The sequence below is a fragment of the Pseudomonas inefficax genome (assembly GCF_032164165.1).
GTDB lineage: Bacteria > Pseudomonadota > Gammaproteobacteria > Pseudomonadales > Pseudomonadaceae > Aquipseudomonas > Aquipseudomonas inefficax.
In genome coordinates, this window is sequence record NZ_CP134401.1 from 4,941,881 (window position 1) to 4,964,035 (window position 22,155).

At 61.4% G+C, this 22,155-nt stretch carries 19 protein-coding genes; 11 read left to right on the plus strand and 8 right to left on the minus strand.

Annotation, left to right across the window (positions count from 1 at the left end; translation table 11 throughout):
* Positions 1-10: 10 nt before the first annotated feature.
* The 10 genes from RIN61_RS22285 (at position 11) to RIN61_RS22330 (ending at position 12,499) form a co-directional block, all read left to right on the plus strand.
* Positions 11-1,027 carry a formylglycine-generating enzyme family protein gene (locus RIN61_RS22285; protein WP_254466104.1) on the plus strand — a complete coding sequence of 339 codons (1,017 nt, stop codon included), beginning with the start codon at positions 11-13 and terminating at the stop codon, positions 1,025-1,027.
* Positions 1,028-1,111: 84 nt separating this feature from the next.
* Positions 1,112-1,375 carry a PAAR domain-containing protein gene (locus RIN61_RS22290; RefSeq protein ID WP_115274372.1) on the plus strand — a complete coding sequence of 88 codons (264 nt, stop codon included), beginning with the start codon at positions 1,112-1,114 and terminating at the stop codon, positions 1,373-1,375.
* 73 nt (positions 1,376-1,448) lie between these two features.
* A complete protein-coding gene (locus tag RIN61_RS22295) occupies positions 1,449-2,582 on the plus strand; it encodes a hypothetical protein (protein WP_313854157.1) in 1,134 nt (377 codons plus the stop codon).
* A gap of 292 nt (positions 2,583-2,874) precedes the next feature.
* Positions 2,875-5,916, plus strand: coding sequence for an ImcF-related family protein (locus RIN61_RS22300; protein ID WP_254466102.1), 3,042 nt, complete (start codon positions 2,875-2,877; stop codon positions 5,914-5,916).
* A complete protein-coding gene (gene tssA, locus RIN61_RS22305) occupies positions 5,913-7,499 on the plus strand; it encodes a type VI secretion system protein TssA (protein ID WP_207879446.1) in 1,587 nt (528 codons plus the stop codon). Before RIN61_RS22300 ends, tssA begins: the two co-directional genes overlap by 4 nt.
* Before the next feature lie 23 nt (positions 7,500-7,522).
* Positions 7,523-9,292 carry a type VI secretion system baseplate subunit TssF gene (gene tssF, locus RIN61_RS22310; protein WP_254466101.1) on the plus strand — a complete coding sequence of 590 codons (1,770 nt, stop codon included), beginning with the start codon at positions 7,523-7,525 and terminating at the stop codon, positions 9,290-9,292.
* A complete protein-coding gene (gene tssG / locus RIN61_RS22315) occupies positions 9,256-10,353 on the plus strand; it encodes a type VI secretion system baseplate subunit TssG (RefSeq protein ID WP_313854165.1) in 1,098 nt (365 codons plus the stop codon). Before tssF ends, tssG begins: the two co-directional genes overlap by 37 nt.
* The gene (tssJ, locus tag RIN61_RS22320; protein ID WP_313854167.1) at positions 10,334-10,870 is read left to right on the plus strand and encodes a type VI secretion system lipoprotein TssJ; all 537 of its coding nucleotides are present in this window, start codon (positions 10,334-10,336) and stop codon (positions 10,868-10,870) included. Before tssG ends, tssJ begins: the two co-directional genes overlap by 20 nt.
* A gap of 4 nt (positions 10,871-10,874) precedes the next feature.
* Positions 10,875-11,321 (plus strand): type VI secretion system baseplate subunit TssE, encoded by a 447-nt coding sequence (gene tssE / locus RIN61_RS22325; protein WP_313854169.1) that lies wholly within the window; start codon positions 10,875-10,877, stop codon positions 11,319-11,321.
* 11 nt (positions 11,322-11,332) lie between these two features.
* Positions 11,333-12,499: an OmpA family protein gene (locus RIN61_RS22330; RefSeq protein ID WP_215521468.1), complete on the plus strand. Its 1,167-nt coding sequence runs from the start codon at positions 11,333-11,335 to the stop codon at positions 12,497-12,499.
* Positions 12,500-12,568: 69 nt separating this feature from the next.
* Here RIN61_RS22330 and RIN61_RS22335 read toward each other — a convergent pair whose 3' ends face one another.
* From RIN61_RS22335 to RIN61_RS22350, 4 genes are read right to left on the minus strand one after another with little or no spacing between them, the layout of a single operon-like run.
* A complete protein-coding gene (locus tag RIN61_RS22335; RefSeq protein ID WP_313854172.1) occupies positions 12,569-14,242 on the minus strand; it encodes an FAD-dependent oxidoreductase in 1,674 nt (557 codons plus the stop codon).
* Positions 14,243-14,273: 31 nt separating this feature from the next.
* On the minus strand, positions 14,274-14,594 hold the full coding sequence (locus tag RIN61_RS22340; protein WP_112252189.1) for an NIPSNAP family protein: 321 nt from the start codon (positions 14,592-14,594) through the stop codon (positions 14,274-14,276).
* Positions 14,579-16,312 (minus strand): FAD-dependent oxidoreductase, encoded by a 1,734-nt coding sequence (locus RIN61_RS22345; RefSeq protein WP_313854175.1) that lies wholly within the window; start codon positions 16,310-16,312, stop codon positions 14,579-14,581. Before RIN61_RS22345 ends, RIN61_RS22340 begins: the two co-directional genes overlap by 16 nt.
* A 4-nt stretch (positions 16,313-16,316) precedes the next feature.
* Positions 16,317-17,126 (minus strand): shikimate dehydrogenase family protein, encoded by an 810-nt coding sequence (locus tag RIN61_RS22350; RefSeq protein ID WP_112252187.1) that lies wholly within the window; start codon positions 17,124-17,126, stop codon positions 16,317-16,319.
* A 155-nt stretch (positions 17,127-17,281) separates the two neighbouring features.
* Here RIN61_RS22350 and RIN61_RS22355 point away from each other — a divergent pair, with 155 nt between their 5' ends.
* Positions 17,282-18,052, plus strand: a complete 771-nt coding sequence (locus tag RIN61_RS22355) for an IclR family transcriptional regulator domain-containing protein (RefSeq protein ID WP_207879429.1) — start codon at positions 17,282-17,284, stop codon at positions 18,050-18,052.
* A gap of 281 nt (positions 18,053-18,333) precedes the next feature.
* Here RIN61_RS22355 and RIN61_RS22360 read toward each other — a convergent pair whose 3' ends face one another.
* From RIN61_RS22360 to RIN61_RS22375, 4 genes are read right to left on the minus strand one after another with little or no spacing between them, the layout of a single operon-like run.
* Complete coding sequence (locus RIN61_RS22360; RefSeq protein ID WP_112252185.1) at positions 18,334-19,377, minus strand: ABC transporter substrate-binding protein; 1,044 nt, start codon at positions 19,375-19,377, stop codon at positions 18,334-18,336.
* Positions 19,374-20,507: an NAD(P)/FAD-dependent oxidoreductase gene (locus tag RIN61_RS22365; RefSeq protein ID WP_112252184.1), complete on the minus strand. Its 1,134-nt coding sequence runs from the start codon at positions 20,505-20,507 to the stop codon at positions 19,374-19,376. Before RIN61_RS22365 ends, RIN61_RS22360 begins: the two co-directional genes overlap by 4 nt.
* Positions 20,504-21,862 (minus strand): FAD/NAD(P)-dependent oxidoreductase, encoded by a 1,359-nt coding sequence (locus RIN61_RS22370; protein ID WP_252378984.1) that lies wholly within the window; start codon positions 21,860-21,862, stop codon positions 20,504-20,506. Before RIN61_RS22370 ends, RIN61_RS22365 begins: the two co-directional genes overlap by 4 nt.
* Positions 21,859-22,149: a (2Fe-2S)-binding protein gene (locus RIN61_RS22375; RefSeq protein WP_112252182.1), complete on the minus strand. Its 291-nt coding sequence runs from the start codon at positions 22,147-22,149 to the stop codon at positions 21,859-21,861. The genes RIN61_RS22370 and RIN61_RS22375 overlap by 4 nt, the downstream gene beginning before the upstream one ends.
* Between the last annotated feature and the right edge of the window lie 6 nt (positions 22,150-22,155).

A 22,155-nucleotide genomic window follows, 5' to 3' on the forward strand; every position in this document is an offset into this window, starting at 1 on the left:
TGGAGTGGTCGTGAAGATTTTTAAGGTGTCTATATTTTGTTTGGTTTTTTTGAGTTTGTCAGGCTGTGACCAGTTGGCGAGCGGAGTTGATTATAAGGAACTCGGGATAACGCCGATAGAGATGAAGCATTTTGTCGAAGAAGTAAAAAGGGACTTGGTGTTTGTTGAGGGTGGTGAATATTTGATGGGGGATTATGGCTTGGAGTATGGGTCGGAGCAAATGTCTTATGATAGTGATGGAGATAGCCGGCCAGTACATAAGGTCAAGTTGAGTACCTTTTCTATTGCAAGATTTAAGATCTCAAATAAAGAGTTTGAGATGTATCTTAAAAGCACTGGTCTTAAGTTGCGTTCTTTTGAAGTGGGGGGGATACAGGAAAAGTGGAAGAACATTCATTCTTTACCTAATTTGCCAGCGCATATGGACTGGTATGAAGCCGACCGCTATTGCAACTGGCTGGCTAAAGTGTCCAATCTTCCTTTCTCATTACCCACTGAGGCCCAGTGGGAGTACGCGGCACGCAGCCGCGGGCAGTTTTTGATGGTGGCCACTGATGACGGTACTTATAAGCAGACAAATGATGGTTTTACTAAATATGGGGGAGGGCCGAAAGGAATTAACATTTCTACTTATCGAGATCGTGAGGATTTTGCTAGACAAATGGGGTGGAGCACGGGCGGGCTTACGCCCTTGCCGGTAGACAGGTTTCCTCCCAATCCGTTGGGCCTTTATGCCATGTCGGATAATGGGCTGGAGTGGGTCAAGGATTGGTATGACGAAAATTATTATCAGTACTCCCCTGACATTGACCCTCAGGGGCCGGAAACACCAGTGACCAAGGACTACTATGGCCGGGATACAAAAGTTGCACGTGGTCAGGCATATGCCAATCCAAGCTGGGGAGGAGGAGTGAATGTGCACAGAACCCCTGAGAATCCGCATGGTTATGCATTTGAACATAAAATGATTGTGTTGGGCGATAAAACGGCTAGGTGTGTTGTTAATAGTGACAATCGGATTGAGTAGCGGTGAGCTCTATATTTCAGGGGGCATTTGAATTTGGGCTGCCTGAAAGGCGGGTAGTGATTTTATTATTGGGTGCTTATTGATATGCGCGGAGTTATTCGTGTTGGCGACAAACTGTCTTCGGGAGGCAAGGTACTTGCCGGCACCAGTGGGTTGAAATTTATGCAGCTTGATGTCGCTTGCGTAGGTGATGCTGTGTTTTGCCCAATACCTGGGCACGGCGTGAATGAAATAGCAGAGGGGGATACAGGTTCGAAAGTTAAAGGTCGGCCCATTGCTTTAGACGGTCATTGCTGCTCCTGTGGTTGTGAGTTGATCACGTCACTTCCTCAAGCAGGTAGGCTGTGAGATGGCAGTTGACCTGAACTCATTACCCGAGAGGCGATTGCTACCCCGGCAACCTCGGCACTGGCGATGGGGTGTGGTCATCTTGCTTTGTTCGCTCGTAGTTGGCGGGTTGATGGTCCTGCTTTGGCGGGTGGACAGTTGGCATACATCATTTTGGTTTTGGATCTGCGCATTATTAGGAGTTTTGATTACCGGGTTAGTGTGCTACGCACTGCGTTTGTTGGCGTACGAAAAACATCGAGATTATATAGAGAGTTGGAATGAGAGTCGCGATGAGTTGGAGCGGTCACTCATTCGGCGCGGCCAGCGTACGGTTGCCGTATTGGCCGTATCCTATTGTTCCGGGGCGGGTAATAATAAACTTGCTCAGGCCCTGCGTTTGGGTAGTAAGCCTCTCCAACCTATTTTTCTGGAAGGACAAGCCTTGACAATGCGGTTGAGCCAATTAAAACCGTGGGTACAAAATCACTCAAAGTCCGAATACGCTAAGCGTTTACATAGATTTTTACAACAAGTTGTACGTGGGTTGGAGTCTGATTTAGAGATCGGGGTGCGCAGTCTTGCTGTGGATGTTCGTATCAGGCATAACCAAGTGATTTGCAATGAAGAGCTTCTGTCGATTTGGTCTGCAGTTACCACCAGCCACCGTTTAACTGATAACGTGGTCTTTGCAATGGACGATGATGGCGTAATGTGGCTGGACACTTGGTTGGATGCGCCGGAACGACATCAACTGTTAGTGTCCGTCGAAATTAATCTTTTTCTAAACCCCGTTGCTGAACAGGCCGAGACCGTGACAGCTGTGTTGTTGGGCTCTTCGCAGTGGTGTAACACGCAAAAAATTGATTCGATCGCCCTGGTTCATCGCCCTGTCCAACTTGAGTGCGCTGGTCGCTCTATCAAGGATGCAGTTACGGATGCATTTCTTTGGGGGCAACTGCGTGCCGGAGAAGAAACGTACTTCAGTTGGCAGGCTCAGGTGCCTGGTGACGTTTTACGTGAGACAAGTATCGCTGTGAATGCAGCACGTTTCCCTTTTAACGTGGCCAGGTGTCATCGATTGGATGATTCGTTTGGTTTGCCTGGATGTGCAGTAGGTAATGTCGCATTAATCGTTGCTAGTGAGTGTGCCAAGGCGGAGGACGGTCCGCAGGTGGTCCTGCTACACGATGCCTCTGCTCAAATTTTTATTGTCCGGCCTGCATGAGATCTTGAAATAGGGATTGATCGTGAAAAAGAAGAGAATCAGCGTCTGGATAGTGATCCTGTGTTTGCTCGTTGCGGGTGGGGTATTGATCTGGGTCGATAATCCCGTAGTGCAGGTGAGGAGTGAGACTGCACGCTTGCAATGGTCAGCAGTGTTGTTGATCGGCTGTTTGATATTTCTCTTTCTCGATGGCGTCGGCGAATTGGCTATCCGAATGTTGGGCGCGAGAGATTTTATTGCTCTGATGGGACAAAAGCACGGAGTCAACTGGACTCGTTCGACTGGTAGTAACATGGTTTCTAATGCTGAGGATCCATTCGGCGTACCCGAGTTGAGGGCGCATTTGAAGGGACGCTACGGCTTCTTCTGGCGGCGCAAAATTCGACTGTTGTTGGTGGTCGGTGAGTCTGAGCAGATCGAGGCGATTGCCCCTGGGTTGAGCGAGCAGCGTTGGCTGGAAGGGCAAAACACCGTGCTGCTGTGGGCCGGCAGCATCCAATGTGAACCGCAAGACGCGTTGCTTTTGCAGTGGCGCGGCCTATGCCGCAACCGTGCGCTCAATGGGGTGGTCTGGGTGTTGAACAAAGACCAAAGCAATAACGTGAGCGCGATGAACGATAGCGTTCGTCGTTTGCAGAATCTGGCCAAAACCCTTCGCTGCCAATTGCTGCTGCATGTGTGGCAGGTCTGCGACAGTATGTGGCCGCAGCACGCGCGAGAAATCGGAGCGGTAGGCTGCATGCTCCCGGTACCATTATCGCCAGTGCGGCTCGCCGACCACTTAGGCATGCTCGCACAACCCTTACGTGAGCAGGGTCTATCGCAGCTTCAAAAAGACTCTGATCATGATTTCTTGCTTCGATTGTCACGCGATGTTGCGACCGAGGGTGTCTCCGGATGGTGCGCTGCATTGTCCGCGCTGTTCCGGCGACGCGACGTTTGGTTGCGTGGAGTGTGGTTCAGCTTACCGCTGCGACTCCAGAACAACCTTCGCGTGGATCATCACTGGCCTGAAGACCCAGCATGGTCCGGGATCCTCAATGATCGCTCCGCCCGAGCCCGCCGACTGGGTTGGCACCCAGCCAGAGTCGCCTACGTTTCTGCGCTCGGCCTCGCTTTCATTTGGGGCATCGGCTTGCTGTTGTCGTTTGCGAGCAACCGTGCCGAGGTCGGTCAGATCGCGGCGGCGTACAGGACGCTGCAGCAGCCCGTAGCAGGCACCGACACCAAACAGGCACTGGGCGAGCTGGTACGCGAACTCTCCCGCCTGGACTACCGATCAGAACACGGCGCACCGTGGTACCAGCGCTTTGGCCTGAACCGGTCGCACGAGCTGTGTGACGTGGTGTGGCCGCTCTATATGCAAGCCAATAACCAGCTGCTCCGTGACCCAGCCGTCGCTGAGCTGGAAAAACGGCTCAAGGCGTTGGTCAACTTGCCTCCGGCGAGCTCTCAGCGGGCACAGCAGACGTACGACTACCTCAAAGCCTATCTGATGCTGGCGCGCCCGGAAAAGGCCGATGCCGCGTTCTTGGCCCAGACCCTGGGCGGTACCGAACCGGCACTGTGGACGTTCTACGGCCAGCATCTGCCCGAGCACCCTGACTGGGCGATCAAGGCCGACCTCAGGTTGATCGCCCAAACACGCCAGGTGCTGCTGCGTGAACTAGGTCAGCGAAACGCTGAAAGTAGCCTCTACCAACAAGTCCTCGACACCGCGGCGAACCACTACCCGGCGTTGGGCTTGCAGCAGATGGTCGGCGACACCGATGCAAGCGCCCTGTTCGCCAGTGCAGAACAGGTCCCCGGTGTATTCACCCGCCAAGCGTGGGAAGGGCAGGTTCGTGCAGCCATTGAAGACGCGGCGCAAGCGCGGCGCGAAGAGATCGACTGGGTACTCAGCGACCACCCTAACGACATCGCCAAGGCGCTGAGCCCCGACCAACTCAGGGAGCGGTTGACCGCACGCTACTTCCAGGATTACAGCAGTGCCTGGCTGGGCTTCCTCAACAGCCTGCGCTGGCAGCAGGGCCATGGCCTGAGCGATGTGATTGCACAGTTGACGCTGATGAGTGATGTGCGTCAGTCGCCATTGATTGCCCTGATGAACACGCTGAGTTACCAGGGCAAGGCCGGCGTTCGTGGTCAGGCCCTGGCCGATTCCCTGATCGAATCGGCACAGAAGTTGGTGGGGCAAAAAGCAGCGCCGATCGTCGATCAACTTCCCCAAACACCCAGCGGCCCGCTCGACAGCACCTTTGGCCCCTTGATGGCGTTGCTGGGCAAGGAGTCTGAAGGGCGATCAGTCGATGGCCGCCTGAGCCTGCAAGCCTTCCTTACCCGGATCACCGGCGTGCGCTTGAAGCTGCAACAGGTCGTCAATGCACCCGACCCCGAGGCGATGATTCAGACCTTGGCGCAGACGGTATTCCAAGGCAAAGGCGCGGACCTGACCGATACCCAGGCCTATGGCAACCTGATCGCCGCCAGCCTCGGCGCCGACTGGGGGCCAGCGGCTAATACGTTGTTCGTGGAGCCGCTGGATCAGGCATGGCAACAGACTCTGCAGCCGTCGTCGGCCGGCCTCAACCGGGCGTGGCAGCGCGCGATCGTCGATGAGTGGCAGGGCGCTTTCAGCGGCCGTTATCCCTTCGCCGCCACCAGCAGTGATGCTTCCTTGCCCATGCTGGGGCAGATGATCCGTGCCGATTCCGGGCGGATCGAGCAGTTCCTGGCTCAGCAGCTCACGGGGCTTCTGCGCAAGGAAGGCAGCCGCTGGGTGGCCGACGCGCGGCAAAGCCAGGGGCTGCGTTTCAACCCGGACTTTCTCACCGCGATCAATCAGCTCAGTCAGCTGGCCGATGTGCTGTACACCGATGGCGGTATGGGCTTGAGCTTCGAGCTGCAAGGCAAGCCTGTGCGTGATGTGGTGCAGACCACCTTCGTACTCAACGGTGAAAAGCATCACTACTTCAACCAGCGAGAAAGTTGGCAACGCTTTCGCTGGCCCGGGCAGGGCGACCATCCCGGCATCAGCCTGACGTGGAGCAGCGTCCACACCGGTGAACGTCTGTTTGCGGATTACCAGGGCACCTGGGGGCTGATTCGGCTACTGGAGGAGGCCAATGTCACGGCGCTGGATGACGGCGACAGTCGTTTTCGGGTCGTGCTGGATGCGCCAGATGGCCTGGGCCTGACCTGGCACTTGCGCACGGAGTTAGGCGAAGGCCCGTTGGCACTGCTCAAGTTGCGCGGGTTCAGCCTGCCGCGAGAGATCTTTCTGGCAGAGGGCCGAGACACCCCGCAGTACACGCAGAACGGGGGCTTCGAATGAGCCTGAAAAGCTTGGTCGAAAGCTGTTTGCCCGCCAGCGAGCCGCTGGTCATTGCCCGCAAACACAGCGAATCCTGGGAGCCTTGGCTAACGCCCATCAACGGCGATGTACCGGTGGGAGAGGACCCAGGCTACGACGACGATTTCCAGCGCATGCGCGAAGAGGTCAACAAACTCTCCGGGGCGGATGTGGACCTTGTGGCGCAACTGGCGCAGAAGCTGCTCCAGCAGTCCTGCAAAGACCTTCGCGTTGCCACCTACTACCTCTGGGCTCGTTTGCACCGGGACGGTGAGGTCGGTTTGGCAGATGGCCTGAGTTTGCTGGCGGCACTGATGGAACGTTATGCCTGCGACATCCTGCCGGTGCGCCCCAATAGCCGCAAGATGGCCTTGGAGTGGCTTGCCGGCAGCAGGGTCCTGGCAAGCCTGACGCTGTACCCCCAGGTGGTCAAGGCTGAAACCGAGCGAACGGTGGCTGCGCTGGTGTGGCTGGAGCACGGCTTCAGCCGTTGGCCTGAAGACCAGCGGCCACGGCTGGACGCCTTGTACGGCGCCCTCAGCAATCGACTCGCCGTGTCGGGAGGTGTTGATGCAATCGTCCCGCAGACCAGCAGTGATTCACCGCTGAGAAGTAGCACCCCTGGCCCGAGCGCATCACCCATCAAGTCCGGTCGCGATTTGCTGGACAGTGGCCGGGGCCTGGCCACCTACCTGCGTGAGCAACCAGAAGGGTGGTTGGCAGCGCATAGGCTGATGAAAAGCTTGCGTTGGGACACCGTGCACCAGGTGCCGCCGCAAAATGCACAGGGGGTTACCCGCCTGGCGCCGCCTCGCGGCGAGTATCGCGCACAGCTAAAGCGCTTGCACTTGCAGCAAAGCTGGAGCGAGCTGATTGACTTGGTCGAGCAGATGTATGCCGAAGGCGTCAACCACTTCTGGTTGGATCTGCAATGGTACCTCCATCAGGCACTGAGCAAATCGGCTGAGCCTCACAAGAGCTGGGCGGATATCGTCAAACACGATCTGGCCATGCTGCTGCAACGTCTGCCGGGCGTGGAGCTGCTGTGTTGGAGCGATGGCTCGCCATTCGCTGATGAAACCACGCGTGAGTGGATCAACCAGCAGGTCAGCGGTAACCGCCCAGAACAATGGCTGCCCGCAGCGGCCCCCGCACTGCCGGCGGCCGCATGCGAAATACTCGCCTTGGAACCCGAGGCACTGGCGCAAGCGGATGCTGACGGTGTCGAGCAGGCGCTGGCCTGGCTGGCGAGTCGGCCCGATGTGCAGACCGGGCGACAGCGTTGGTTACTGCGTTTGCTGATGGCGCGAGTGGCCGAGCAGTGCGGCAAGGCCGAGCTGGCCATTCATTTGTTCACTGAGCTGGACGCTGCCGCGCAACGCCACACATTTGCCGACTGGGAGCCTGACCTGCTCTTCGAGGTCAAGGCGCGCTTGCTCAAGCTGCTGCGTTTGAAGGCCCAGCGCAACGACACTGACCGGCCTGCGTTGGCGCGGCAAATGGAACATCAGCTGGCAACCCTCGTATCCCTTGACCCGGTACGTGCTGCAGTGCTGTGCAGCTAATTCACTTTGATCAGGAATCTGTTTTGACTACGGACAACCTAACCCTGCGTTACTTCGACGCTGAAATGCGTTACCTGCGCGAAGCGGGCAAGGAGTTTGCCCAGGCTTTTCCGGACCGTGCGGCGCAGCTCAACCTGGATAAACCCGGCGCTGAAGACCCCTTTGTGGAGCGCTTGTTCGAAGGCTTTGCGTTCCTGATGGGGCGTCTGCGCGAGAAATTGGACGATGACCTGCCCGAGCTGACGGAGGGGCTGGTCAGCCTGTTATGGCCCCACTACTTGCGCACCATTCCGTCACTGGCCATCGTCGAACTGATGCCAGATGTCAGTCAGATGAAAGGCTGCGAGGCGGTTGCAAGAGGCTTTCAGGTGCTGTCACAACCGGTGGGGCAACACCGTACCCGCTGCCGCTACTCCACCACGCAGGATTTGACGTTACGGCCGCTCAATCTGGAAACCGTGCGACTTGACCATGAGCCAGATGGACGTGCAGTTCTACGCCTGCGCTTCGCGCGTGGAGCGCTGGCCAACTGGGATCAACTCGACCTCGCGCATATCCCCTTGTATCTGAATGCCGACGCAGCGCTTGCCAGTGTGCTGCATCAGGCGTTGACATTGAACGTGCAGGCGCTGCATGTGCGCTTGCCAGGCGCGGCGCAACGCAAGGCATTTGCGGGGCATTTCAAGCCAAAGGGGTTTGCCGACGATGATCGCCTTTGGCCTAAAGGCGACAGCGCGTTCAGTGGTTATCAGTTGTTGCTGGAGTACTTCACGTTCCGTGAGAAATTCATGTTCGTCACACTCTGTGGCCTCGAATCGCTCGCGTTGCCACCAGACGCCCCATGGTTCGAGCTTGAAGTCGTGCTCAGTGAGACCTGGTCGCATGCGTTCACGCCTACACAAGAGCACATTCGTCTACACGCGGTTCCCGTGATCAACCTGTTTGCACTGGAGGCGGACCCGCTCACCCTGGACCCGTTGCAGAATGAATACCTACTGCGGCCAATGCGCTTGCAGGACGGACATACAGAGATCTACTCGGTAGACAAGGTTTCTGGAACGAAAGACAGCGTGCGTCAGGACTACGTGCCTTTCAGCAGCTTTCGCCACAAAGGGGGCATGCTTCGCGATGAGGCCCCCGAGCGCTACTTCCATACCCGCTTGAGGCGCGGTGCCAATGGTCTTCATGACACCTGGTTGATCCTTGGCGGGGAGGGCTTTGACAAGGATGTGCTGCTCAACCGCAAAAGCCTGTCGTTGCGCCTGACCGGTACCAATGGCCAGTTGCCGCGCAAAGCCTTGCGCAGCACCTTGCTCGATGCTGCGGCGCAGTCCACCCAGGCAGGTTTGCGAGTGCGCAACCTGACCGCGCCGACACTACCGTGCTACCCGCCCAATCGCGACCGTTTTCACTGGCGTGTACTCAGTCACCTGGGATCGAATTTCCTGCCGATGCTCAACAGTGCTGAAGTACTGCGTGGCACATTGGCTTTGTATGAGTGGACGGGCAGCGAAACGAACCGCCGCCGTCTGGAGGCCATTGTTGACGTCAGGCATCACCTGATTCAGCGCTTCGAAAAAGGCTTCTTGCTACGAGGTGTGGATATCGAGGTGACGGTCGATGGCAACGGCTTTTCAGGAGAGGGGGACATCTGCCTGTTTGGTGAAATGCTCAGCCGGTTCTTCGCCTTGTACGCGGACATTCATTTATGCACTCAACTGACGATGATTCTGCAACCGACGGGGAGGTGCCTGCGATGGAACGAACATCACAGTCAGCGTATTCCCGGTTGAAGGCCGAGGGCATTCTGCATGTGTTGGCTGATCAGGTGTCGACGGCCAACGTCTACCGCTTCTGCCAGGTGCTGGAGCAGGTGTTGGTTGAACAACCACCGTTGGGCAGCACTGCACATCCCGGCGATGACCGGGTCAGGTTCCGGCCCGACCCTGGAATGGGATTTCCAGCAGGCGAGTTGAAGGCCATTGAAGTCGACGAAGCTTTTCCGGACCGACCGCTGACGATACGTACCCGGTTGTTGGGTTTGTATGGCGTCGACTCTCCTTTGCCCACGGGCTATCTGGATGATATCGCCCAGCGACGTGAAGGCCATGAGGCGCTGGAGCACTTCCTCGATATCTTCAACCATCGGCTATTCACCCAGTTCTACCGGATCTGGCGCAAGTACTCCTACCCGGCAACGTTCGAGCCGGGCGGGCGCGATGCCACTTCACAGTGTCTGTTGGGCTTGATCGGGCTGGGCATTCCCGGTACGGCAGAGCGCATCGCCACACCGATGTCACGTTTTCTGGCCCTGCTCAGTGTGATGCGCCTTCCCACGCGCAACGCGGAGGGGATCGGTGCCTTGGTGAAGTTGCTGGCACCGCATACGGATACGCACGTGACCGGTCATTGGCCGCAGAGCGTTGTGCTTGAACAGCCCGCCAGCTTGGCACCAGAGCACCCGGTGAGGCTGGGCGACGGTATGCCGTTGGGTGCTGTCGGGCACGACGCGAATAGCCAGCTGCGCCTGCGGCTGTGTACCGAGGACCAGGATGAAGCGCGGGAATGGCTTCCTGGTGGCCGACTGATCGCCGATTTGCGTGTGTTGCTTGAGGTGTATCTGGGCTGGCGTTGCACAGCGCTGCTACAGCTCTCGATTCCACGCGAGATGGTGCCGGCTCCTGTACTAGGACGCACTCGGTCGATGCTTGGCATGACCGCTGTTTTGATGCGGACAGAGGGCGTACTCGCATCGGCCCAAGACGACACGATCACGATCAACCTGGGCCGATATCAAGGTCTGCAGCCGAACCCTTGCAGGAAGGAGGTACAGCATGTGGCGTACCGTTTTTAAATGCTTCACGGCATCGACACTTGTTGCGGTGTTGAGTGGGTGTGGCCTTGCACAAAAGGTCGCAGACGGTACGGCGTCTACGGCCCAGGCGATCTTCTACAAGCAAGTAAAGACGCTGCATCTGGATCTCAACGGCCGGTCAGCGATAAATACCGATGGCAAAGAAATGAGCGGATTGTCGGTGCCGGTGCTGGTGCGGGTCTACCAGTTGAAGGGCAGCAAGGCGGTGGAGATCGCCACCTACGACGATCTGGTAGGCCAAGGTGAGCGAGTGCTTCGCGATGATCTGCTCGATGAGCGCGTTGTAGTGGTCAAGCCGGGTGAGGCGGCGCAACTGAGTGCACCACTGCTAGGCGAAGCCAAGTACGTTGCCGTGGTTGCTCTGTTCCGAAGTCCAGACGTTATTGAAAATACGTGGCGCGTTGTCTTGCATCGTGACGACCTCGAACCGGATCAGGCCAGAGTGCTCGAATTGGGCGATAACCGACTGACGCTTCGACAGCGCGCGGAGGGCTGAATACATGCCTGAGTCCAGTCCTTCTCTTTACGAAATCCTTTTGCAGAACTTCCGCGGTGAGCTAGCGCTGGACCAGGTGAATGAAGATGACCAGCTGACCCTCTCGGTGCTGGACAACATTCAGCGCATTCTCAACAGCCGTGCAGGTTCACTCTCGCATCTGCCCGACTATGGCTTGCCGGACATGGGCACGGTGCTGCAAGGGCTACCGGCTTCAGCCCATGGCTTGATGAACGACATCGCCCGCACCTTGCGCCGCTATGAGCCCCGGCTGGCGCAGGTGAGCGTTCAGCTGATACCTCAGTCTCGCCCTGGCCATCTTGACTATGCCCTTGACGTACTCATCAGGGGCGGCGGCAGGGCGTCCTTTGGGACCACACTCGGCGCCGAAGGCAGGGTTGTGGTGCGTCACCTCAAGCAGGAAGGCTACCTTCCCGTGCAATGGAACTGACAGGGGGCCAGATGACGGCGCTTTTCGAGATGCGTGTACGCCTGGGTGGGGATCCGGGCAACTTCGATGAGTTCAAAATGCTGCGCGGTGAGTTGGCAAAGCTCAATCACCCTGCCTGCCCAGATGTGGACTGGGCAAAAGTTGAGGGGTTGTCTTTGCGCCTCTTCGAGCTGAACGGGGTTGAGCTGCAAACAGCGGTGGCGTTCGTCCTGGCGCGTAGCTACCGCACGGGGCTCGCGGGCTTGACGGAAGGGTTGGCATTGCTCTCTACGTTGACCGATGAATGGCCGCGCCTGTGGCCGGTGCAGGCGTCAGCACGCATTGATCTCATAGCATGGCTGTTTACTCAGTTGCATCCCTTGGTTCGCATGGTGGAATGGGGCAGGTCAAGTTCGGCGGCGTTGAGCGAGCTGATTGTTGAGTTAAACCGGCTGGAGCACCGTTTGGAAAGCCTTGGTCATGCGCCACTGGTGTCGCTGCAGGTTTTTCGAAACCAGATAGTCAGCCTCCTGCAGCGCATATCTGGAAGCATGGCGGCACCGATGCCGCTTCTGTCACAGCCATGGATATCGTTTGCTGAACCATCGGTCAGACCTCAGATCACCTCCGTTGTGCCTGCGCCATCGACCTACACATTTGTAGTCGAGCATCCCGCGCAGAGGCGCGCTGCACTGCCGTGGCTGCTGACTTTGACGATCACTTGCGCATTTGCGGGTTGGTTAGGCTGGCAGGAGTGGGTCTCTAGACAAATCCAAGAGCCTTCCATGCCTAAGCCAATCCAGCTCGACAGCTTGACGCTGTTCGATCCTGGCAGTGCCGAGCTCAAACCCGGTTCAACCAAGTTATTGATCGGTGCACTGGTTGGTATCAAAGCCCAACCTGGGTGGTTAATCGTTATTTCCGGTCATGCCGATGCCCAGGGTGACGTTACCAGGAATCTTGATCTCTCTCGTGCTCGCGCCTCTGCTGTCCGCGACTGGATGCAGCGTATGGGAGATATCCCGGACAGTTGTTTTGCTGTTCAGGGAATGGCGGCCGGTCAGCCGATCAGCAGCAACCATACTCCGTCTGGTCGAGCAGCAAATCGGCGTGTGGACATCCGTTTAGTGCCTGAGTCTAGTGCGTGTGGAGAACTTGAGGCTGCAGGGCGTTTGGTTGGAAGCGGCGAGGGCGTGTAAGGAGCAATGGCAACGCGCGCTAACAGGCGACGATCAACTCATCCTCGGGAAAAACGTACCCTCATTTCCTTAGAGGCCGCTCAACGCTCTACCAGCCAGGTAACCGAATGTCATCCCCGGCCCCAGGGTAATCCCGCCACTCGGGTAATACCCACCCATCACACTGTGCATGTCGTTGCCCACCGCATACAGCCCAGGAATCGGCTGCATCGCGTGGTCCAGCACACGGGCGGCACTGTCCGTTGCCAGGCCGGCAAAGGTACCCAGGCTGCCCGGCAACAGTTTCACTGCGTGATACGGCCCGTTCAGCAAGGGGCGCAGCGATGGATTGGGTACCTGTAACGGCTCGCCCTGGGCCCGGTTGTAAGCCGATTTGCCGCGCTGGAAAACCGGGTCTCCACCCCGGGCTGCATGGTGGTTGAAGTCATCCACCGTGCGTTGCAACTGCTCGGCATCGATCCCGCAGCGCTGTGCCAACTGCGCCAGCGTGCGGCCGCTGTGCAAATAACCGCAGCGTTGATAGTGGCGGGTGGGGAAAGGGAAGGGCTTGGCCCAGCCGATACCATAGCGACGTTGCGCTGCATGATCGCAGATCAGCCACGCTTGCGGCGCTTCACCCTGCGGCGTGGCGGCGAACAGCGCGTTCATGAAGTCGTGGTAGCAATCGGCTTCGTTGACGAAGCGCCGGCCATCACGGCACACGGCGATGAAACCGGGCTTGGCACGATCGATCAGGTGCGGGAAATGGCCGAAACTGCCATCGCTGCGCGGTACCCGCGACACAGGTGCCCAGGCACCCGCATGGGCCAGGGTCGCCTGGACCAGGCCACCGGCCTGTTCGCCCAGGCGCAGGCCGTCACCGCTGTTTTCCCATGGTGCGGCAGAGTAGTGCTGGCCACCGTCCGGTGCATGCGGCATCAGTTGCGCGATGCGCTGGCGATCATGGGCAAAGCCACCGCAGGCCAAAACCACACCGCGGCGGGCGTGAATCAGCTGGCCGTCGGCAAACTGCGCGCCGCTGACCCGGCCTTCGCCCAGCAGGCCGCTGGCCGGCTTGTCGGTCAGCAGCGTCACGCCAAGGTCCAGGGCGCTGCGCAGCAGCCGTGCCACCAGTGCGTTGCCATTGACCAGTTGCAGGCCGCGCCGGTGCAGCAGCAGATCGCGGCCATGGCGCAGCAGGCGCTTGCCCACATGCAGCGCGGCCGTGGGTGAGCGCGTGGCGTTGAAGAAGGCGGCCATCTCGGCGCCGCCGGCAATGCCCATGCCGGCCAGGCTGACGATGTCCAGCGGTGGGCGCAGCTTGCGCAGCCAGGGGCCGAGCAGGCGCCCGTCGTACGGCAGCGCGCACAGCGAACGGCCACCGCGCGCGCTGCCGTCGCCATCGCGCATGTCGGGCATGCGGCTGCCGCACTGGAACTGCACGGCGGTGTGTTGCTGGAAGAACGCGACCATTTCCGGGCCATGGTGCAGGAAGGCGCGCTGGCGCGGGTCCAGTTCGCTGACGTGGGTTTGCGCACGCAGGTAGCGCTCCGGGGCATCGTCGGTCTCGACGATGCCTTCGGCAATGGCCAGCGGGTTGCGCGGTATCCACAGCCAGCCCCCCGACCAGGCGCTGGTACCGCCCAGTTGGCTGGCTTTTTCCGCGACGATCACCTGCAGGCCGTGATGGGCGGCAGTAACGGCGGCAGCCAGGCCAGAGGCACCGGAGCCGATGACGAGTACGTCACATTCGAGGGGTTGCATGGTGGGTTTCGCTCAGGCTTTGGAAGAAGGGCTACTGCAGCGGCGAAAAGCCGGTAGGCCGCAGCATTCGCGACTGCAAGCGCAGCACCGCGCCCAGTTCGCGGTTGCGCCGCGAGAACTCGGCCCAACGCGGGTCCGCTGCCATGGCTGCGCGGCGTGCCATGCGCTCGTCGAGGCTGGCATAACCCCAGACATGCACCACCTGGTTGACCTCGCCGAACTCGCTGGTGAAAAAGCCGATCAGGTTACCGAGATGCTCGCTTTGCACCTCCAGCGCGTGGCTTTGGTACAGGCTCAGCCAGTCGGCCATTTTCAGTGGGTCGAGGGTGTAGGTTCTCAGTTCGTAGTACATGCTGGGGTCTCCATGTGGGTGGTTGGCGCCTGCAGGCGCGCGGCGATGTGGTTGGCAGCGAGCCAGCCGAAGGTGAGGGCAGGGCCCAGGGTGATACCGGGGCCGGGGTAGGTGCCTCTCATCAGTGAGTTCATGTCGTTGCCGACCGCATACAACCCGGCAATCGGCTGGCCATCGCGGTTCAGCACGTTGGCCTGGGCGTTGGTCACCAGGCCGCGGGCCGAGCCGAGGTCGCCGGTGTGGATGCGGATGGCGTAGAACGGGCCGCTGGCCAGCGGCGCCAGGCATGGGTTGGGCGTGTGTTGCGGGTCGCCCATGTAGCGGTTGTAGCTGTTGCCGCCTTTGCCGAACGCGCGGTCGATGCCGTTGCGGGCGTCGGCGTTGAACTGCTCCAGGGTCTGCATGAACACCTGTGGGTCGACGCCAATGGCCTTGGCCAGGGTCTGCGCTGTGGGGGCGCGGTGCAGGTAGCCGGCATCGATCAATGCCTGGTTGTCCACCGGCTTCGGCCGTGCCAGGCCCAGGCCGTAGCGGTTCATCGCCTCGGCATCGCAGACCAGCCAGCAACTGGCAATGCCTTTGGCGAACATGGTCTGCACGAAGTGGTGGTAGGAATCGGACTCGTTGACGAAACGTCGCCCGTCCGGGCTTACCGCGATCACGCCCGGTTTGGCGCGGTCGGTGACCAGGTGCGGAAAGCGTTCATGTTCGCCACTGGCATGGCGCAGTTCGGAAACAGGCGCCCAGAAGAAGTTGGCCACCAGGCCTTCGCCCTGGGCTGCGGCCACGGCTTGGCCAAGGCGCAGGGCCGCGCCGTCATTGGTGGGCGGTGACATGGTCAGGTGCTGCGCTTGCCGGGCCGGCCGGTAGCTGTCGGCGAGCGCGCCTGCAGCGAACCCGCCCATGGCGCACACCACACCGCCCCGGGCCAGCACCCGTTCCCGGCGCCCTTCGCGTTGCACCACCACGCCGGTGACCACACCGCGTTCGACGATCAGCTCCAGGGCTTCGCTGCGCAGCCACAGCTGCGTGCCATGGGCGAAGGCGCTGCTGGCCAGGCGGGCGATCAAGGCGTTGCCGGTGGTAAGCCGCGTGCCGCGCGGATGGCGCAGGCGGTCCCGCGCGTAACGCGCCATCAGCTTCAGGCAATGCCACAGCGACCGGGGTGAGCGGCGAATACTGAGAAAATGCTGGATATCCACGCGATTGACCATCATGCCGCCGAACAGCAGCATGCCGGGCGGCGGCATCTGCAGGTTATTGAAGTGCGAGCCGAGCTGCTTGCCGTCGTACTCGACCATCTCCAGTGCCCGGCCAAACTGGGTGGCACCCGGGTCGTCCGGGTAGTAGTCCGGCGAATGCGGGCGCAGGGCGTAGCGCAGTTCGGTGTTCTGCTCCAGCCAGCGCAGCGCCTGATGGCCTTGCTCGATGAAGGTGTCGACCAGGGTGGGGTCGTAGCCGTCGCCGATGACCTGCCTGAGGTAGGTGCGGATGGCCTCGGGCGAGTCCACCGCCCCGGCGGCGCGGGCTTGATCGGTACCGTAGAGCCACACCGCCCCGCCGGAAATCGCCGAGGTGCCGCCAAAGTGCTCGGCCTTTTCCACCACCAGCACTTTCAGCCCACGGCGGGCGGCCGTGGCGGCAGCGGTAAAGCCACCGGCACCGCTGCCCAGCACGACCAGGTCAAAATTGTGTTGCGTATGTTCATGCGTCGGCATGGCTTCAGATCTCCAGCGGCGTGACGCCCATGAAGGCGCCCAGATGGCCGAGTTGGGCGAAGGCCATTTCCGGGCCGGTCTGGACCGCGCAGCCAACCTGGCGTGCCCGCTTCAGCAGCGGGGTGATCTCGGGCGAGGTGACCACATCGGCGACCAGTGTTTCGGCTTGCAAGGTGGCGAGCAGGGCGGCAGGCAGCGGCAGCTCCGCGCTGCCGCCCATGCCGACAGGGGAGGCGTTGACCAGCAGATCGAAACCCTCCAGTTCGTCGACCCGGGTGGCGATTGCAACCCTGGGGAAGGCATTGCCGAGCAGCTCGCACACAGCGGCCATGCGCGTTGTGCTGGGGTCGCTGAGGGTGACGCTGGCGATGCCGGCTTCGCCCAATGCATAGGCGATGGCACTGCCGACCCCGCCACAACCGATCACCAACGCACGCTTGCCTGCCGGCTCGAAGCCATGTTTGCGCGCAGCACCGAGGAAGCCGGCGCCGTCCACGTTGTCGCCCAGCAGGCGACCGTCACGTTCACGGCGAATAACATTGACCGAGCCCAGCGCGGCTGCGCGCTCGCTCAGGCCGTCAAGGCGGCTGGCCAGGGCCTGCTTGTATGGCACGGTGACCACGCAACCGCGCAGGTTCTGCCAGCCGCGCAGGGTGCCGGCAAAGGTATCCAGTGCGGCCTCATGCAGGTCGATGGGCAGCATGGCGAGGTTGCAGTTGTTGTTGGCGAACCAGGTGTTGAAGTTTTCGGGGGACTTCACCTGGGCAATGGGCGAACCGACGATGGCGACTAGTTCAGTGGAACCACGAATCATGCTGACCTCCCTTTTTTTGCGTTGTCATGGAGGGCAAGGGTGAGGCAAGGAGGCCAGGGCAACAATGCGCTGATCGGGCGTTTGATGCGATAATCGCAGCCTTGCTCCGGTTATCGCGTTAATCGGCTGTTTTTGCTTGTTTGCGAGTCGACTAGATGAACACCCCCGCTATCCATCCCCGTGACCTGATCGCCGGCTTGCAGAAGGGCCTGGCGCTGATGCAGCTGTTCAGCGCCGAGCAGCCGCGCCTGAGCGTGCCGCAGGCGGCCAGGTTGTCCGGCCTTACCCCCAGTGCCGCGCGGCGGTTTCTGTTGACCTTGGTGCACGAAGGGTTTGCCGAAACCGACAGCCGTGAGTACTGGCTCACGCCCAAGGCGTTGCGCCTCGGCCAGGCGTATGTGGACTCGGCACAACTGCCGCGCATGCTGCGGCCGATCGTCGAGCAGGTGGCGCGGCAGACACAGGAGCATGTGTCGGTGGGTACCCGTGATGGCGACGAGATCATCCACCTGGTACGCAGCCGCTACAGCCATGTGGCCTCGTTGTCGATCCGGCCGGGCTCGCGGGTGCCGATGTATTGCACCGCCGGCGGGCGTATCTGGTTGGCCTGGCTGGAGGAGGGGGAGCGGGATGCGTACTTTGCGCGTAACCCGCTGAGGGGGTTGACGCCTTATACGCAGACGGACCGGTTGCAGCTGGAGACGCAGTTGTTGCAGGTGAGGGCGCAGGGGTTCTGTATCGTGGACCAGGAGTATGAAATCGGCATGCGCGTGTTGGGTGTGCCATTGCTGGACCGCGCCGGCCGCCTGAAAGCGACGTTGACTATCACCACCCATGCTTCGCGGTTGAGTGTGGACGAAATACGCTTGCGGTATTTGCCGACCCTGTATGAAGCCCAGGCGTTGTTGCGGCCGGTGCTGGATTGAGGCGTCAGGGTTTGGTGGCGTGTTTCGCGGGTGAACCTGCTCTCATGGAACTGCACATGACTCATTGAATCAGCAGGGCCCCTGTGGGAGCGGCTTCAGCCGCGAACACCGGCGCAGCCGGTGCCATGCACCGCGTTGGATTCTTCGCGGCTAAAGCCGCTCCCACAGGGTACGCGGACCGCTTGTGTACTCCGCTCTATGCGTGACCGCGCAGCCCAAAGGACTGGGCGCACGGATCACGTATTGGTCCCGATACCTGTGGGAGCGACCAGGCCCTTGGCTTATCTCTCGATCTGGCGATTCCAGCGCGCGTTCCATTCGGGGCGCTGGGTGTTGACCTGGTCCCAGTCGATGGTCACGGCAGTCTGCAGGTAGGTCTGCATGGCTTCGACCTGGCCACGGGTCTTGTCGCTGGTGGGCGTGTTGGGGTTGGACGGGATCTGGTCACCCAGCTCCAGGGCCGGCGACTGCGCCTCGGGGCTGAGCAGGAACTCGGCGAGCTTCTGCGCAAGCTCCGGCTGGTCGTTGTTGGCCGTGACGCATTCGGCCTGGTTGAGCACCACGGCACCTTCCTTGGGCGCAGCGTACTCCACCGGGATGCCTTTGAGCTTCAGCGCCGTCACCTGGGTGGGGGTGAGCGGGAACAGCGCGGCTTCGTCGGTTTGCACCATTTCCGAAAGCTTGGCCGAGTTGGGGATGTACTCCAGCACGTTCGGGCCCACGTTCTTCTGCCAGGCAGTGAAGCCCGGGTTGACGTCGGTATCGCTGCCGCCGTGCAGGCGGTTGTACATCAGGAAACCATGCAGGCCGAAGGTGGACGATGCCATCGACTGGAACACCACCTTGTCCTTGAAGCGCGGGTCGGCCAGGTCGTTCCACGAGGTGGGCGCTGCCCAGCCGTTGGCCTTGAACAGGCGGCTGTTGTAGGCAAGCCCGGTCACACCCAGGCTGACTGCAGCGGCCTTGTCCTTGATCAGGGCCTTTTCCGGCAACTGGGCCAAGGTCGGGTTGGGCTTGAGCGTGCTGCACAGGCCCATGCCGATGGCGCGGTACATGATGCCGTCATCCAGCACCATCACATGGATCGACGGCTTGTTCGGCGTGGCCTGGACCTTGGCCAGGATGTCGGCCGAGGTGCCGGGGACGATCACCACCTTCACCCCGTTGGCCTGCTCGAACCTGGGCAGGATGTTGTCGCTGAACAACCGCTCCATGGTGCCGCCGTTCATGCCCAGGTACAACGTGGGTTGGGCCATGGCGGGCAGGCAGGCGAACAGGCCGGGCACGGTGCAGAACAGGGCGAGCAAACGTTGCTTGTGCGTCATGACAGGTTTTCCTTGTGGTGGTTGGGCTGAAAACGGTTGATGGAAAAGGCCGCCAGGCTGATTGCCGGTGCGCCGTGCACCACGCATTGCGCCAATGCTTCACCGGCGGCCGGGCCTATCTGGAAGCCGGCGCCGGCAAAGCCGAAGCCATGCAGCAGGCCAGGCTGGTGCAGGCTGGGGCCGAGCACCGGTTCGTCATCCGGCAGGTAGCCCTCGGTGCCGCTCCAGGTTCGAATGGCCTGGGCGCCGGCCAGTGCCGGGTACAGTTCGGTGGCGTTGCGCAGGATGTCGAGCACTGCGGCCTGCCCCGGGCGTGCGGTGGTCGGGGTCAGGGCAAAACCGCGCCCGCCGCCCAGCACGCAGTTGCCACGCGCCACCTGGCGGGCATAGATGCCGCCGCCTTCGACCCCGGTGCTGGCGGTCATGAACAGCGGCAGCGGCTCGGTGACCAGCATGGCTGGGTGGGCTGCGGTCAGCGGCACCGGCTCGCCGAACCGCTCGGCCAGTTGCGCCGACCAGGCGCCGGCGCAATTCAACAGCCAGGGCGCCTTGAAGCCTTGGCCGCTGCTGGTGTGTACGCTGAAGCGGTGGCCGTCGTGTCCCACCTCCACTACCTTGCACTGCTCATGCACCTGGGCGCCGCTGCGCCTGGCCGCCTGGGCGAAGGCCGGTGACACCAGCCGTGGGTTGGCATGGCCGTCCTCGGGGCAGTACGAGGCGCCGACGGCGATATCGCCCACCCAGGGGAAGCGCTGGCGCAGTTCGTGTCGTTCAAGCAGTTGCAGGCGCAGGTCAAAAGCCTGGGTGCGCCGGGCATAGGCCTTCAAGGCATCGAAATCGGTTTCGCTGCGTGCCAGCTTCAGGTGGCCGCTGCGGGCGTATTCGCCATCGATGCCGATCCATTCGCGCAGATTGCCCCAGATGGCATGGGCGCGCATCGATAGCGGCAACTGGGCCAACGAGCGGCCCTGGCGGCGCACACCGCCGTAGTTCACCCCGCTGGAATGCGAACCGCAGAAGTCGCGCTCCAGCAATGCCACTTGCCGACCAGCGCGGGCGAGGACCAAGGCAGCGCTGCTGCCGACGATGCCGCCGCCGACGATGATGGCGTCCACTTCGATCAGCTTCATGGTTTTATCTCCAGGCCGAAGGGCAGGGGCTTCACCGGTGCCTGGCCGCGCAGGCGCCCGACCTGGTCAATGGCCCGACCGCTTTCGCAGGCGATCAACTCGGCGGCAGCGGCACCGCACACGCGGCCCTGGCAGCGGCCCATGCCGACTCGGCACATGGCCTTGACCCGGTTTATTTCCCAGTGGCCGGCACGCACGGTGGCGCGGATTTCCCCGGCACTGATCTGCTCGCAGCGGCACACGGTGAGCTGGTCCGGGGCCTGGCGGGCCCACTGCTCGGGAAAAGGAAAGGCCTGCTCCAGCCCCTGGCGGAAGCGCAGCAGGGTGGCCAGACGCTTTTGCAGTTGCTGCTGGCGCTGCGGGTTGCCGGGCTTGCCGAGGTCGGCCAGCAGTGTCAGGGCGGCCAGTTCTCCGCTCATCTCGGCACCGTCGGCACCGAGGATGCCAGCACCGTCGCCTGCCAGGTACACGCCGGGGCTGCTGGCCCGGCCCTGGGCATCACGTACTGGCAGCCAGGCGCGGTTGAGCGCGTTCCAGGCGAACTGGCAACCCAGCAGGTCGGCCAGTTGGGTTTCACTGCGCAGCGCGTGGGCGAATGCCACGGCGTCGCACGGCAGTTCGTGTTGCTGGCCATCGTGCGACCAGCGCACACCGCTGGCGCGTTGATCGCCATCGATACCCAGCAGGGTCACGCCCTGATGCACCGGCACACCCTTGCGGGCCAACCAGGCGCGGTAGTACAGGCCCTTGGCAAAGGTGCCTGGTTGCAGAAGCAGGCGTGGCAGGGCACGCACCTGGGCGCTGAAGGGTGAACTGTCGAGCACCGCGCTGACCGTGGCCCCGGCCTTGGCGTACTGGTAGGCCACCAGGTACAGCAGCGGACCGCTGCCGGCCAGCACCACCCGTTCACCGATCGCGCAGCCCTGGAACTTCAGCGCGATTTGCGCAGCGCCCAAGGTATAGACCCCAGGCAGGGTCCAGCCGGGTATCGGCAATACCCGGTCGGTGGCACCGGTGGCGACGATCACCCGGTCGAACGCCAGGCGGTCGGCCAGTCGACCCTGGTGCAGGGTGTCCAGCACCTGCTCCTCGGCGTTCCACACCAGGGTTTCGGGGCGATAGTCGATCTGCTCGCGCAACTGTTCAAGGGTGCTGTGCAGCGCCTGGGCCTTGCCGGCCTCGAAGCCATACAGAGATTTGGCCGGGCGGCGAAAGTTGGCCGGTTGCTGGCGGTAGATCTGCCCGCCGCCGCGGCTGGCTTCGTCCAGCAGTACCGGGCGTACGCCGTGGGCCACCAGGGTTTGCGCGGCGCGGATGCCGGCCGGGCCGGCGCCGATGATCACGATCGCACTCATGGCTGGCGCCCCGGGTCGCGGGTCACGCAATGGCCTGGTTCCAGAAAGGTCGAGCAGGCGCGTACCCGGCGGCCATCCTGCAGGCGTACCCAGCAGTCCTGGCAGGCGCCCATCAGGCAGAAGCCGGCGCGTGGTTCGGCGCTGAAGTCGCTACCGCGCAGGTGCCCGGCATTGGTCAGGATGGCGGTCAGCAGGGTATCGCCGCTCATGCCTTTGGCTGGTTGGCCGTCGAGCAGGAAGGGCACAGGCTCGCGGTCGTGTTCGGCCACGCGCTTGAACAGGGGCATAGGGGC